The organism is Bacillus chungangensis (assembly GCF_030812995.1).
Taxonomy (GTDB): Bacteria; Bacillota; Bacilli; order Bacillales; family Bacillaceae_C; genus Bacillus_CF; species Bacillus_CF chungangensis.
Genome location: NZ_JAUSTT010000013.1, coordinates 1 through 13,881, shown reverse-complemented (window position 1 = coordinate 13,881; position 13,881 = coordinate 1). Strand labels below are relative to the sequence as shown.

The 13,881-nt window shown below is 36.8% G+C and carries 7 protein-coding genes, 13 tRNA genes and 1 rRNA gene; 1 reads left to right on the top strand and 20 read right to left on the bottom strand.

The genetic code is table 11. The annotated features are described in order from the left end of the window. Positions 1-195: 195 nt before the first annotated feature. The 6 genes from J2S08_RS11555 to J2S08_RS11530 form a co-directional block, all read right to left on the bottom strand. On the bottom strand, positions 196-2,052 hold the full coding sequence (locus tag J2S08_RS11555; RefSeq protein WP_307229630.1) for a beta-glucoside-specific PTS transporter subunit IIABC: 1,857 nt from the start codon (positions 2,050-2,052) through the stop codon (positions 196-198). A 239-nt stretch (positions 2,053-2,291) separates the two neighbouring features. Further along, complete coding sequence (licT, locus tag J2S08_RS11550) at positions 2,292-3,122, bottom strand: BglG family transcription antiterminator LicT (RefSeq protein ID WP_307229628.1); 831 nt, start codon at positions 3,120-3,122, stop codon at positions 2,292-2,294. Between the two features lie 349 nt (positions 3,123-3,471). After that, on the bottom strand, positions 3,472-4,911 hold the full coding sequence (locus tag J2S08_RS11545; protein WP_307229626.1) for a 6-phospho-beta-glucosidase: 1,440 nt from the start codon (positions 4,909-4,911) through the stop codon (positions 3,472-3,474). A 777-nt stretch (positions 4,912-5,688) separates the two neighbouring features. Beyond that, on the bottom strand, positions 5,689-8,847 hold the full coding sequence (locus J2S08_RS11540) for a type I restriction endonuclease subunit R (RefSeq protein ID WP_307229624.1): 3,159 nt from the start codon (positions 8,845-8,847) through the stop codon (positions 5,689-5,691). A 23-nt stretch (positions 8,848-8,870) separates the two neighbouring features. Further along, a complete protein-coding gene (locus J2S08_RS11535; RefSeq protein WP_307229622.1) occupies positions 8,871-10,142 on the bottom strand; it encodes a restriction endonuclease subunit S in 1,272 nt (423 codons plus the stop codon). After that, complete coding sequence (locus J2S08_RS11530; protein WP_307229620.1) at positions 10,132-11,724, bottom strand: type I restriction-modification system subunit M; 1,593 nt, start codon at positions 11,722-11,724, stop codon at positions 10,132-10,134. The genes J2S08_RS11535 and J2S08_RS11530 overlap by 11 nt, the downstream gene beginning before the upstream one ends. A 97-nt stretch (positions 11,725-11,821) precedes the next feature. Here J2S08_RS11530 and J2S08_RS11525 point away from each other — a divergent pair, with 97 nt between their 5' ends. Next, positions 11,822-12,082 carry a helix-turn-helix domain-containing protein gene (locus tag J2S08_RS11525; protein ID WP_307229618.1) on the top strand — a complete coding sequence of 87 codons (261 nt, stop codon included), beginning with the start codon at positions 11,822-11,824 and terminating at the stop codon, positions 12,080-12,082. A gap of 174 nt (positions 12,083-12,256) precedes the next feature. On the opposite strand, the gene J2S08_RS11520 is transcribed toward J2S08_RS11525, so the two are convergent. From J2S08_RS11520 to J2S08_RS11455, 14 genes are all read right to left on the bottom strand, one after another. After that, positions 12,257-12,338: transfer RNA gene (locus tag J2S08_RS11520), tRNA-Leu, on the bottom strand. Between the two features lie 8 nt (positions 12,339-12,346). Next, positions 12,347-12,420: transfer RNA gene (locus J2S08_RS11515), tRNA-Cys, on the bottom strand. A 4-nt stretch (positions 12,421-12,424) separates the two neighbouring features. Beyond that, positions 12,425-12,499: transfer RNA gene (locus J2S08_RS11510), tRNA-Gly, on the bottom strand. 91 nt (positions 12,500-12,590) lie between these two features. Beyond that, positions 12,591-12,662, bottom strand: a tRNA-Gln gene (locus tag J2S08_RS11505). An 18-nt stretch (positions 12,663-12,680) separates the two neighbouring features. Beyond that, a tRNA-His gene (locus J2S08_RS11500) sits at positions 12,681-12,755 on the bottom strand. A 10-nt stretch (positions 12,756-12,765) separates the two neighbouring features. After that, positions 12,766-12,839 (bottom strand) — tRNA-Trp (locus tag J2S08_RS11495). Positions 12,840-12,843: 4 nt separating this feature from the next. After that, positions 12,844-12,928, bottom strand: a tRNA-Tyr gene (locus J2S08_RS11490). A 29-nt stretch (positions 12,929-12,957) separates the two neighbouring features. Then, positions 12,958-13,033: transfer RNA gene (locus J2S08_RS11485), tRNA-Phe, on the bottom strand. A gap of 43 nt (positions 13,034-13,076) precedes the next feature. Continuing rightward, positions 13,077-13,152 (bottom strand) — tRNA-Asp (locus J2S08_RS11480). A 9-nt stretch (positions 13,153-13,161) separates the two neighbouring features. Then, positions 13,162-13,235 (bottom strand) — tRNA-Met (locus J2S08_RS11475). Between the two features lie 51 nt (positions 13,236-13,286). Further along, positions 13,287-13,361, bottom strand: a tRNA-Glu gene (locus J2S08_RS11470). Positions 13,362-13,378: 17 nt separating this feature from the next. Next, positions 13,379-13,471: transfer RNA gene (locus J2S08_RS11465), tRNA-Ser, on the bottom strand. A 10-nt stretch (positions 13,472-13,481) separates the two neighbouring features. Next, a tRNA-Asn gene (locus J2S08_RS11460) sits at positions 13,482-13,556 on the bottom strand. Between the two features lie 187 nt (positions 13,557-13,743). Further along, positions 13,744-13,881, bottom strand: a 23S ribosomal RNA gene (locus tag J2S08_RS11455); the annotation flags it as partial.

Genomic DNA, 13,881 nt, shown 5'->3' with positions numbered 1-13,881 from the left:
ATCCATTCTCAATTGTAAAGATTTAAACTACTGTTAGCAACTGAATTTTATATTTGCTCGCTATATGCTGAGAAAGAAAGTATTTTCCATCTCGGATCGTATACATTTTATGACAAATAGAAGCCACTTGTGGATGATGGGTAACAAGAATAAGCGTTTTTCCCTATTGATTTAATGTTTTGCACAGAGCTAGTACTAAATATGAAGACTTAACAATTTATCTTGTTCCCTTACAGATTCTTTTTGAATTGCTGTTATCTCAGTATAATGAGATGAATTCGTCACAATGATTGGTGTAATAACTTGATATCCTGCTTCTTTGATTTTGTCAATATCAAATTCAATAAGTATGTCGCCAACTTTTACTTGATCACCATGTTTCACGTTAGATGTGTAATACTTCCCATCTAACTGAACCGTATCGATTCCGACATGGATTAAAATTTCTGCTCCACTTTCTGAAACAAGACCAATCGCATGCTTTGTTTTGAAAGCAACTGTTACTGTTCCATTGACAGGTGATACAACTTTTCCAGAAGTTGGTTTAATGGCAATACCTTTCCCCATTGCTTCTGATGAAAATACTGGATCTGGAACTTTAGATAATGGAATAACCGTTCCATCTAGTGGACTTAACACTTCTTCGTCAGATTTTTCTTTTGTTTCTTCGGAATCAATAGTAGGTTCATCTACTTCAACTGGATCTTCGAATCCCAAAATGTAAGTTAATACAGCTGAAACGATAAATGCCGCTATGATACCAATGATTAGCCCCATAAATCCTTGACCACCAGGCCCATAGAATGTTGGCAGTGTTAAAAGTCCAGGCGCACCAGAAGCAAATGCTTTAGTACCTGCTTGACCAATAATCGCTCCACCAACTGCACCACCGATAATACCTGCAATAAATGGCCGTTTTAATCTTAATGTTACACCATACACAGCTGGTTCTGTAATACCAAATAGAGCAGTAATAGTGGCGGATCCTGCTAATGCTTTTAACTTTTTGTTTTTCGTTTTAAGAAAAACCCCTAACGCTGCACCTGTTTGTGCAAATACCGATGCTGCTGCTGCTGGCTTTACACCGTCACTTCCGTTTACCGCAATGTTATTGATAAATACAGGAACCAATCCCCAGTGAACACCAAAAATAACAAGCAATTGCCAACTAGCACCTAAAATAGCACCAGCTAACATCGGATTAAAAGCAAATGCTGCGACCATTACCGCTGCGATGCCGTTCCCAACATTAACTCCAATAGGTCCAAATACAATTAAAGTGAGAGGAACCATTACAACAAGAGAAATCAAAGGCGTGATGAAATTTTTTACACTTTCGTGTATGAAGCGATTACAGACCTTTTCTAGTTTACTCATAACAATAACAGATAAAATAATCGGAATAACAGTTGATGAATAACTCATCATTGTTACCGGAATTCCAAAAAAAGTTATCGCTGCATCTTGATCCTTAAGCGCAATAATAGAAGGATAAAGTAATGCACCTGCAATTGTTAATGCAGTAAATACATTTCCTTCGAATTTTCTTGCAGTTGTTGCCGCCAACAATAATGGTAAGAAATAAAACAAACTATCAGCAGTAGCTGCTAAGATAATATAAGTTGTTTCAGTTGTTTCTAACCATCCTGCATTGCTTGCAATTAATAACAAGCCTTTTAAGATCCCGGCTCCTGCCATTACACCGAGCAATGGAGCAAAAATACTAGAGATGATATCCACAGCTTGTCCAAATATATTGCCCTTTTTTGCTGTATCTGAAGCACTTGTTTTTTTGGAATCACTTAATATATTAGAGATTTTTCCAATTGCATTGTACACTTCAGGAACAGTATTTCCAATAACGACTTGGAACTGTCCTCCACTTTCTTTCACTGTAATAACACCTTCAGTATTTTCTAATTTTCCTTTGTTTGCTTTTGTATCGTCTTTTAAAACAAAACGTAATCGTGTTGCACAGTGCACAAGCGATGTAACGTTTTTCTCTCCGCCTACTAGCTCTATAATTTCCTTGGCTAATTTTTCGTAGCTCATTACGACACCTCCGAGGCTTTTTATTTTTTGCAAACAAAAAACCTAAGCCATTGAAAAATAATAGACACTACCGTCTAAAGAATTTTTCATGGCTTAGGTTTTGCCTGCATAACCAGTAACAATCCAAGCTTGCAAGTTATTTTATTATTGTCTGATTTAATGTTAGTATATATCGATATTTTATTTTGTCAACACTATTTATAAACATCCATACTACTTTTTTGTAAAAAGATCAACATTTATCTATTCACAACCCGTTCAATATGTATAGTTAAGTAGAGCATTTCTTCATTTGTTAAATCGTGTTCATATTTATATTTAATATAATCCTTAATCTTTTCGGTACACTCTGCTGCTTCTTTATGCTTCTGTTTAATCATAATATATAAATAATCATCGTCGTTTTCATAATGCGTTCCTTTAAAAATACGTTGCGCGAAAAACTTTAAATGAGTGATAAAGCGAAAATAGTTTAATGAATCCTCTTCAAATTCTATATTGAAATGATATTTCACAATACTAATGATTTGTTGTATAAACTTCGTAATATTCATTGTGTTGATAACATCTTCATTCATTTCTGCATTAATAATATGAATTGCGATAAAACCAGCTTCATCTTCAGGCAAGGAAATATTAAACTTTTCATTTATTTGCTCTAATGCTTTTAAACCAACTAAAAATTCTTCTTTATATAGTTGTTTAATTTCCCATAATAAAGCATTTTTTATTTCTGCTCCTTTTTGGACCCGTTCTATAGCAAAATTAATATGGTCTGTTAAAGAAACATAAATGTTCTCGCTTAACTTTTTCCCTAAATTATTTTTAGCATCATGAATAATTTCTTCAACAACAACCATAAGCTCAATAGGAACTTCACGAAGCAGCATCTTAAAATTATCGGATGTTTGTTTATTTTTCAAAGCAAAAACCTTTTGAATCTTCTCTTGATCTACTTCTTCACCTACTTTTTTCTGAAAAGCAATTCCTCTCCCCATAATAACAAGTTCCGAACCATCTGCTTGTAATACACTAATAACATTATTATTAATAACCTTAGCTATTTTCACGGTGTTTGCCTTCCTTTCTTTATGCTTGTAGACAATGATGTATCATTCTCTCATTTTGGGTGTATATTCTTTTAATCGAAATTTGGTTAAGAGGGGAAATTGTCGATTTATAAAAAATAAAGTTTCTAAATAAAAAATAACCTAAGCCACAACAAATAAATAAGACCATTTATGATCTTAAACATTTAGTGACTTAGGTTTTGCCTGCATGAGCAGTAACAATCCTAGTGAAAATCGATTATTATAATATTAGTATATATTTGCTTTGGCAACCTGTCAACGCTTTCATCGAATGTATGAAACCTACAAATAGCGGAAATTTTTTAAAATCTCCGCTATAGAAGTTCCTCTATTCGCCTAAATTTTCTCCATTTGACTTAATAACATTTTTGTACCAATTAAAACTTTTCTTTTTCATTCTTTTCAATGATCCTTTTCCTTCGTTATCTCTATCAACGTAAATGTAACCATAGCGTTTTTTCATTTCCCCTGACGAGGCACTAACAATGTCAATCGGACCCCAGCTTGTATAGCCAATGATCTCAACACCGTCTTGAATCGCTTCCCCCATTTCAACGATGTGTCGTTTTAAGTAGTCAATTCTATCATCGTCGTTAACTTCTCCTTCAGGTGTTACTTCATCTACCGCACCAAGTCCATTTTCTACAACAAACAACGGTTTTTGATATCGGTCATACAGTTGATTCGCAGTAATGCGGAACCCTTTCGGATCAATCGTCCATCCCCACTCTGATTTTTTCAAATAAGGATTTGAAACAGAGCCAAACACGTTGCCGCTTGTCATATTTTTAATTACTTCCGAATCCGTACTTGTTGTACGACTTGAATAATAACTGAAGCCGATATAATCTACCGTATGATTTTTCAATATTTCTTCATCTTCAGGTTCCATCTCAATCGTTAAATGATGATCTTTAAAGAAGCGCTTCGCATACGCAGGATATGCTCCACGTGACTGTACGTCAATAAAGAAGTAAGACTCACGGTCTCTTTCCATCGCTTGGTAAACATCCTCTGGATTACATGTATAAGGATAGAAAGTGCCAGCAGCCAGCATACAACCTATTTTTGCATCCGGAATAATCTCATGACAAGCTTTTACAGCCAGTGCACTAGCAACAAGCTGATGATGTGCTGCTTGATATTGAATTTGTTTTTTGTTCGCCCCTTCTTCAAAAACAAGGCCCGCACCTAAAAATGGTAAATGAAGCAGCATATTAATTTCGTTAAAGGTCATCCAGTATTTCACTTTTTCTTTATAGCGGGTAAAGACAGTTTTTGCGTATGTTTCAAATAAATAGACAAGCTTGCGATTTCTCCAGCTGCCGTATTTTTCAATTAAATTTACCGGTACATCAAAATGTGCAAGAGTGACGACAGGCTGAATATCATTTTTGATTAGTTCATCAAATAGATCATCATAAAATTTTAAGCCAGCCTCATTAGGCACTTTATCTTCGCCTGTTGGAAAAATACGTGCCCAGGCAATTGAAACACGAAGCGCTTTAAAGCCCATCTCAGCAAATAATGCAATATCCTCTATATAACGGTGATAAAAATCTATTGCTTCATGAGATGGATAAAATTCACCTTCAAGGGGAATTAAGGATGGAACATTCCCTTTCATAATATCTCTTCGTTTTTCACCTGTTGGCAGTAGATCAACAGTCGTCAACCCCTTGCCATCTTCTAAATAAGCTCCCTCAGCTTGATTGGCAGCAATTGCACCGCCCCATAAAAAGTGATTTGGAAATGTGTAGTTTGCCATAATAAAACTCCTTTTTTAGATGATGAAGGTAGAAGGGCAATCATTTTAAAATAAAAAAACCTGAGCCGATTTGAACACACGTGTAGTGTAAACAAATCAGTTCAGGTTATGCCCTATCGGTAACATTCCTTAGAAATAATCAATATGAACTTACTAATAAACCTAACAGTTCTTTCTAGTAATGTCAATGTTGAAAGTTGGCAACTACAACTTATTGTAAAGACGAGTAATAGTCATTTAATATCGTAATGCAATCTGTCATTCCCGTTTATTGCTAATATTTTTGCACATCTTAATATCATAAGAATAGGCAGTTAAATTGCTAGTGATGTAGAGATGAATGATAGAATTTATCAAACACTTATTAATCTTGATTACGTAAAAGAATAAATACCTATAAACATCCACAAGTGTTCTATACTTATTTAAATTCTGACTAAATGGAAGCCTTTCGCTTCGTTTTTCTAGTTTCCACGACCAAAAAGGCCATAAAAACACAAAAAACGGCTTCCCATTTCGGGAAAACCGCTTCAAATAACGTTTATTAATACCGGTGGCCGGGATCAAAATAATGGTTAAATTATTGATACTACAAGGTTTTTTATTAGCAATATGTAAAATTTTTGTAAAACAACTAAATTGAAAAATATAAGTTTGTCCATCTTTTTCTCATTTATTTTCTTTTATCATCACCAATATATAATTCTCTAAGTTATAAAGACTTGTTAAACAAAATTCTCTAACCCTTTTAAAGAAAAACATTAATTTTAAACGATTTTATCTTAACTCGTCATTCAAAGGTACAATGACTTCATCTAATGTCTTTCTCCACTGACGCTTCATTTCTGGTCCATATTTCAATGGTTTTGCATCTGGATGTATGGCTTTATACTTATCAAATTGCTTGCTGTTAATAATTCTCCCAATATTCGGAATAGGTTCTGTTCCTATCACATATTGTATCGCAGATAAATGCAGTTCATTTTCTTCCACAAACCAAGTTTTCGCAAATTTTTTAATCGTCTTGTTACTTGCTTTAGTGAAAAAGCGTCGTTTCACTACAAAAATATCTTCCTCTGAATCTATTTCTTTGGTATCAATAGCGTTTAAAATCGAACGGTATACTTCTTTAACAATTTCTGATTTTTTCAGTTTTTGAAGTGCTTTTTCGATCTCGTTACGGATATTCTGATTATTGGCTGAGTACGTTTCTAATAACTGGTCAATATAGGTTGAGTCAATATCATAAATTTTAATCGCATTTTCTCCATAAAATTCAATGTCTGAGAAATCTGGTCTCGGTCCATTTTGGCTCCCTTCATCGACTAGCGAACCCTTGACCGTGTTGTATACGCCAATATATTCTTCTAAGGTCTTCACCTGTTCTTGAAGTACTTTTGACTTCTCCATATCATCGTTGTAATCATCATACGTAACTAAAGCTTCGTAGGCATTATTCAACTCTTGGAAAGCTTTCACAAATTCAACCCGGGTTTCAAGCGGTGAGTGCTCGTTAATATAGGTTGGATTTGGAACTAACGTTGATAGCACTTTGTGAGCTTTTTTGAAGTGTTTCTTCGATTCATCATAAGTTGGATAAACAAGCTTGGATTCCTCTTGTTCTTGAGAATATAACTTTGTCGCATTCTTTACATTTTGTTCCATTGTCGAAGGTTTTCGGAATGTCACAATCAATCCCTTTGTCTTTCCTGGATAAGTACGATTGGTTCGAGAAAAGGCTTGGATCAAATTGGCATAACTTAAATTTCGATCTACAAATAACGTTTGAATCGTTGGTGCATCAAATCCAGTCAATAAGCGATCTACGACAATGACAAGGTCAATTTGTTTCCCAAATTCTTTGAACTCTGCTTTCTTACGAGCTAAACGATTGTTGATATCGCCATTATATCGTTCAATATCTTCTATCGACCAAGCTGTGTGATAATAATCGTTATACTCCTTGATAATTTCTTTCATTTCATTTTGATTTTGTTTGGAATTATCTTCGTTTTCTTGTATCGAATAGGTGATGGCAATCCGAGGGAAGTCCGGATCTTCAATCGTACGCCCCGTTCGAATCGGATGTCCAGCAAATTCTTTCGTCAACCATTCTGGATCTTTGGTCATTTCCTTGATTGCCCGATAGTAGCGTTTTGCCATATCAATCGAACTTGTTGTTAAAATGGCAGACTTTTGTGGTCGACCATTTTGGAAATCAAATTTGGTATAGGCATTATCAGGTCGAAAAATCTTATAAATGACTTTTTGAATATGTTCATCGCTTTCGAAAGTCAATGGTTCAAGATATGCTTCCTTTTCCATTCCATCCATTTGATCGATAATATCGTTAATTTCATCATCACTAAAATGGGCGTATTTTTCATTTTTCCGCAATTGATCAAAAATGTAATTATTTAATGATGTTGGTTCAATCGTATCTTCATGCTCTACTTGGAATCCTAAAACAGCCCCATCATCTAATGCATTCTTAATGGTATAAGTGTGCAAAACTTCTCCATATTGATCACGAGTGATGCGAGCTAATTGGCCTTTAGCTTGTTTTTTATTTTCATTAAATATTGGCGTACCTGTAAAACCAAACCATGTAGAATTTGGAAAGAACCCCTTAATCACTTCCATCCCTTCAGCACTTAACGCTCGATGGCATTCATCTACGACAAAGACAATATGTTGCCCCAGTAGTTTCTTAAAACGTTGGGTGCCTTTTTGTTCCTCTTGCCTTTGGGCATAGCGCAAGGCAGCTTCTAATTTTTGACGAGTGGTAATAATCACTGTATTGGAATTGGCATCAGATAGTAGAGTATTACTTAGCTCTTTCGCACTTCCGGTCCCGACAATCAAGCTATTAGACTTGGCATTACCAGAAGAAATACCGGTATTAAACTCGGAAGCAAATTTGGTGAATTCAGTGGTAGTTTGATTGTCCAAGTCTTTTCGGTCAATGAGCATAATTGTACGATCTACACCTGATTTGCGAGCTAATAACTTCGTAGAAACAAAACTTGTCAACGTTTTTCCTGAACCAGTCGTATGCCAAACAAATCCGGATACATGCTTCATGGCAGATGTAAACAAGGCTTCAATAGCATGAATTTGATACGGTTTTAACACCATTAAGGTTTTGTTGTCTTGGTCCTCACTTACAATCGTATAATTTGCAATCAAGCGATGTGCATCTGGAATATTTAAAACTTGTTTCACAAATTCATAGAGATTTTCTACTTTTCGATTATCTGTGGTCCGCCAGCTAAAGACAAATTTCTTATACATGTCTTTTGGCATCGCATTAGCAAAATAGCGAGTCGTTTGTTCATTGGAAATAACAAATAACTGAAGAGTAGAAAAGATATTATTTCTAAACAGCCCTTCTTCGGCGTATTTCTTGATTTGATTATAGGCTTGGAATACGCCGTCTTTGGCACTGACTTGCTTCAATTCAATTTGAACAATGGGCAACCCATTGATTAAGAGTGTCACGTCAAATCGGCGATCACGATAATCAACGTTTGCCTTTTGTTTCGCAATCTGATGAACAACTTCGTATGTAGAGATTCCGCCACCAATGTCTTGGTTGGAGTACAACACCAACGACATTGAACCCAGGGATACATCTTCACGTTCAATCGTTATGCGAGAGATCCCGTTCTCCCCTTTAAGCCATCTAGCAGCATCAAAGGGTGTCTTTGTTTTCGATAGTAATTCTGTTTTAATAGTGTCAAATTCTTTATCAGAAATTGGATGTTCCCCAATTTCTGATAAGTTATTTTGCGTAATTTTTTGACGCAAGTTCTTCCATAGATCTTCTTCCGATTTTAAATCTGGGCGATAGTTCCACTGATTATGCCCTTCCCCTAGCACTTCAATCAGGCGACGTTCCACTTCAGCTTCATTGTGATGTGGTATCTTTGTCATGTTTCTCCCTCTCTTCTATTCGCTTAGACAAACATCTTTTGTAGAAATGCTTTTTTCGTTTCTTTTAAGGCTTCTAACTCACGTTGATGAAGAGCGATCGTGTTGTCGAGTTTTTTGAAAAAGTCACCGATTTTGATTTGTTCATCTAATGATTTAGGGACTTCCACTTTTAACTGCGATAGCGATTTTTGACTAACGCCTTTAGCAGTTCCTCCACTTGATAGTGAAGATAATTCATTAAACACTTTAGGGGAACAAAGCAATACGCTAAGAAATTCATTAGTTATTTTGTTCTCATGGACATCAAAGGCTATGGTCCTTTGGCTAAGAATATACCCCTTATTATCAGGTACTTGAGCTACATTTCCCATAGGTGCTTCTGTCGTAAATAGTACCTGTCCTTGTTTTAATTCCCGCCCCCCCATCCATTTTTGATACAATTCTTCATCACCGTAATGGGCATCAGCAGAAGGATCTATATATCCATTTTTTACATTTAAGGCAGATAGAGCTAGATAACCTCTTTCACTCCATTCAAGTCCGAGTTTTTTTGGAGTTCTACCTCTAAAATCTATAATACTTTTTATGTTATCAAAAAACTTACGCTGTTCCCAATCTCTAGTAAATCCTGGGAAACGAACTTCCGGCACGGACTCTCCTTCTTTTAGAAACATTTTTTGCAAGAATCCCTGTTTTGTTAGTTTGAGGGTGGTTAGTTCTTGCTGATGAAGAGCGATCGTGTCATCTAATTGTTTGAGAAAGTTACCTATTTTGATTTGTTCTTCCAACAACGGGAACATACTTTCAAATTTTAGAAGGTTCGTAACGCTAATTCCAAATACCTTCATTCCTGTACCTGTCTTGTAACCATACTTTCTAAAAATTGGTGAATGAATCAAATAGTAAAGAAACAAAGAATCTACTTGTTTTGGTCTCAAAGCTATTGTATGGAGTCCAGAAACTAGCTTGTATGGCGTATCTATGGTAATTACAGCAGGTGTGGCTATTCCTTGATAATCTTCCGAAGCATCAGCTAATACTAAATCTCCCTTTTCCAGTAGTTCATAATTTCCAGCTTTTATATTCGGCAAATTGCTAGACTCATCTATTACATCTGCAACTTTCGTATGGATGTCACCGTAATGAATATACTTGTACCCTGTATATTCACTCGTCTCCACATCACGAGATAAAGAATATGATTTAATTCTATCTACTATTGAATCCAGTTTACGCTGTTTCCAACCTTCAGTAAATCCTGGGAAGCGAATTTCTGGTGTACGTTTATTTCCCACGATTAAACACCTCTAATGCACCCTTGATCCATTCTGCGTTTTCTTCATCAAATTGTAGCGAAGAAATTATGTCATATAGACTAGATTCTAGTTCTGCTTTTTCTTTTCGAATCTCTTGAATGGTTGAACCAATTGTAGCCATATCAACAGGCTCCTCTTCTTCAAAGGTATCGACGTAGCGAGGGATGTTCAAATTGAAATCATTCTCTTTGATTTCATTAAAGGTAGCGAGGTGGGCATATTTCTCAACATATTCTCGCTTCTTATACGTTTCGACAATCTTATTAATATTTTCTTTGGAAAGTTTATTTTGGTTCTTTTCTTTCGTAAACTCTTTGCTTGCATCAATAAATAAAACATCCCGAATGGTACGATTTTTCTTCAAAATGATGACTGTTGTTGGAATTGATGTCCCAAAGAATAAGTTCGCCGGCAAGCCAATTACGGCATAAATACTGCCATCTTCTAATAATTTCTTACGAATCATACCTTCTGCAGCTCCACGGAACAGTACCCCATGTGGTAAAACGATTGCCATTGTTCCTGAATCTTTCAAATGATAGAACCCGTGTAAAAGAAAAGCAAAGTCTGCTTTTGATTTTGGCGCTAACTTCCCGTAACGATTGAAACGAGAATCATTTAAGAATGTATCATCTGCGGACCATTTTGCAGAGTAGGGTGGATTCATAAGGACAGCATCAAAGGTATAAGGCTCATCTGTCGGCCAATCTTTGTTCAATGTATCCCCATTCCGTAAACGCATATCATCTTTATCAACACCATGCAAGATCAAGTTCATCTTTGCTAGATTATAGGTCGTTGTATTTAGTTCTTGCCCATGAAACTTTGCACTATCTGGATGGTTAATATAGTTTCGAATATTCAACATCAAGGAACCTGATCCCATGGTTGGGTCATATACACTAAACAGTTTTTTATCTTCTTGACCAATTGTAGCAATACGAGCCATCATGTCAGATACTTCATGAGGTGTGTAGAATTCTCCTGCTTTCTTACCAGCTTCTGAGGCAAATTGACCTATCAAGAACTCATAAGCATCCCCAATGACATCGCCATTATGTCCTATCACATCGATATCATTTAGTTTCTTCAGTACTTCTGTAATGGTAATGTTTCGTTGTTGATCATCTGATCCCAGTTTTTTTGATTTCAAATCCACATCATCAAACAATCCATTAAATTGATCATATTTCGTAGACAAATCGATAAAGGCTTTATTCAAATCATTCAACTGAAACGTGTTTTGTTTAGCTTGATTGGTTAGTACATTGAATAAATACTCTGGTTCAATATCATAGCCCAATGTATCCACTAACGTTTCAATCAAGTCATTTTTTATCTCTTCATCTGCTAATAAATCCCTATACAATTGAGTTTTTTTTTCTTGTGTGTCGTATTCTTCTAGCGATTCATCTGCTATTTCAACTACTTTTTCTAATAACTTATCAGATAAGTACTTGTAAAAGATTAATCCTAATAAGTAGTTTTTGTATTCTGATGCATCCATTTTGCTTCGCAAGTTGTCTGCGGCACTAAATAATTTTGAATTTAATTCAGCCATGTTGCGTTCCTCACTTTTTCTATTATTGGTCTAACTTATTCAATATTTCTAAAGATATATAATAAAGGCAAATAAAGAGACAAGGAGATGTTATCTAATGCACATAGGAAATAAAATTAAGGAACTAAGAAATTTAAAGCTATGGACTCAAGCTAAATTAGCTGTAATTACAAAAGTAAGTGAAAGAACTGTACGTAGATTAGAGGCTACTGGAAAAGCTGAAAGTGCAACTTTACTTTCTATTTTAAACGCCTTAGACACTAACCTACAGAACTTGAAAATATGTCTGATAATGAAGATGTTCTTAAAGCTGAGAGCAAACAAAAATTCGCTAATACAAAGTTTCTTCAAAGGATAATGAATGGGAGAGAGCTTGTTAAAATTATCTCACACACACAACAATATGGTTACGATTATCACGACTCAATTCATTTGCTCTTACTCCTGTTTCCAATTTCGGGGTACAACAAAAAAAGAACCTCACACACAGTGAGATCCCTTATTTCCTATAGTCTTTTTCCACTTTTCTCGATACCGGTGGCCGGGATCGAACCGGCACTCCGTGAGGAACACGATTTTGAGTCGTGCGCGTCTGCCAATTCCGCCACACCGGCAAGCAGATTGGAGGCGGCAACCGGATTTGAACCGGTGGTAAAGGTTTTGCAGACCTCTGCCTTACCACTTGGCTATGCCGCCATTATGGAGCGGAAGACGGGATTCGAACCCGCGACCCCCACCTTGGCAAGGTGGTGTTCTACCACTGAACTACTTCCGCAATTGTGAAGCAGACTTTTAATTATTTTATGTTGAATTTCACATTCACTTTTATATTATACATGACCTCAACTGCCCAACACAAGCATTCACTGGGCCAGCTGGATTCGAACCAACGCATAACGGAGTCAAAGTCCGTTGCCTTACCGCTTGGCTATGGCCCAACGATGATATAATATAAATGGGGCGACTAATGGGAATCGAACCCATGATGTCGGAGCCACAATCCGATGCGTTAACCACTTCGCCATAGCCGCCATAATTTTTTGGCAGGGGTAGTAGGAATCGAACCCACACTGGAGGTTTTGGAGACCTCTGTTCTACCGTTAAACTATACCCCTAAAATGGTGGAGGGGGACGGATTCGAACCGCCGAACCCTGAGGGAGCGGATTTACAGTCCGCCGCGTTTAGCCACTTCGCTACCCCTCCAAATATTAAGAACATAAACGTAAAAAGAGTGGTGGCTCGGGACGGAATCGAACCGCCGACACATGGATTTTCAGTCCATTGCTCTACCGACTGAGCTACCGAGCCAAATCTTAATGACTCTTTCAACAATTATGTATCTTTTTTAAAATGGCGGTCCCGACGGGAATCGAACCCGCGATCTCCTGCGTGACAGGCAGGCATGTTAACCGCTACACCACGGGACCTTTATTTGATTGCGGGGATAGGATTTGAACCTACGACCTTCGGGTTATGAGCCCGACGAGCTACCAGACTGCTCCACCCCGCGACGATAAAATTTATTTTACTTGTACTGTCCTCTAGCCTAAACTAGAAACGATGGTGACCCCTACGGGATTCGAACCCGTGTTACCGCCGTGAAAGGGCGGTGTCTTAACCGCTTGACCAAGGGGCCTTTATTTTAATAGAATATGGCGGAGAGCAAGGGATTTGAACCCTTGAGACAGCGTTAACCGTCTACACGATTTCCAATCGTGCTCCTTCGGCCAGCTCGGACAGCTCTCCTTATTATAAATGGCTCCGCAGGTAGGATTCGAACCTACGACCGATCGGTTAACAGCCGATAGCTCTACCACTGAGCTACTGCGGATCAATAATAAGTATTTCTTTCCTATCGGAAAGGCTTCCATGTTCCATTCTATATGTCAGGATTGTTAGCAAAACTATTTAAACTGACATATTCTATTATATATGATTTTATTTATTTTTCAAGTATTTTTTCATTCTTTCAAAACTAGATAGTGGAGAAATGGTCAAAACCGAAAAATATTACTATATAGGTTAAGTCCTCGATCGATTAGTATCTGTCAGCTCCATGTATCGCCACACTTCCACCTCAGACCTATCAACCTGATCATCTTTCAGGGATCTTACTAGCTTGCGCTATGGGAAATCTCATCTTGAGGGGGGCTTCA

What these genes read in the sequence shown, in the direction of transcription:
- J2S08_RS11555 (WP_307229630.1), bottom strand. Translation starts at nt 2,052, where the DNA reads ATGAGCTACGAAAAATTAGCCAAGGAAATTATAGAGCTAGTAGGCGGA.
- J2S08_RS11545 (WP_307229626.1), bottom strand. Translation starts at nt 4,911, where the DNA reads ATGGCAAACTACACATTTCCAAATCACTTTTTATGGGGCGGTGCAATT.
- J2S08_RS11540 (WP_307229624.1), bottom strand. Translation starts at nt 8,847, where the DNA reads ATGACAAAGATACCACATCACAATGAAGCTGAAGTGGAACGTCGCCTG.
- J2S08_RS11530 (WP_307229620.1), bottom strand. Translation starts at nt 11,724, where the DNA reads ATGGCTGAATTAAATTCAAAATTATTTAGTGCCGCAGACAACTTGCGA.
- J2S08_RS11525 (WP_307229618.1), top strand. Translation starts at nt 11,822, where the DNA reads ATGCACATAGGAAATAAAATTAAGGAACTAAGAAATTTAAAGCTATGG.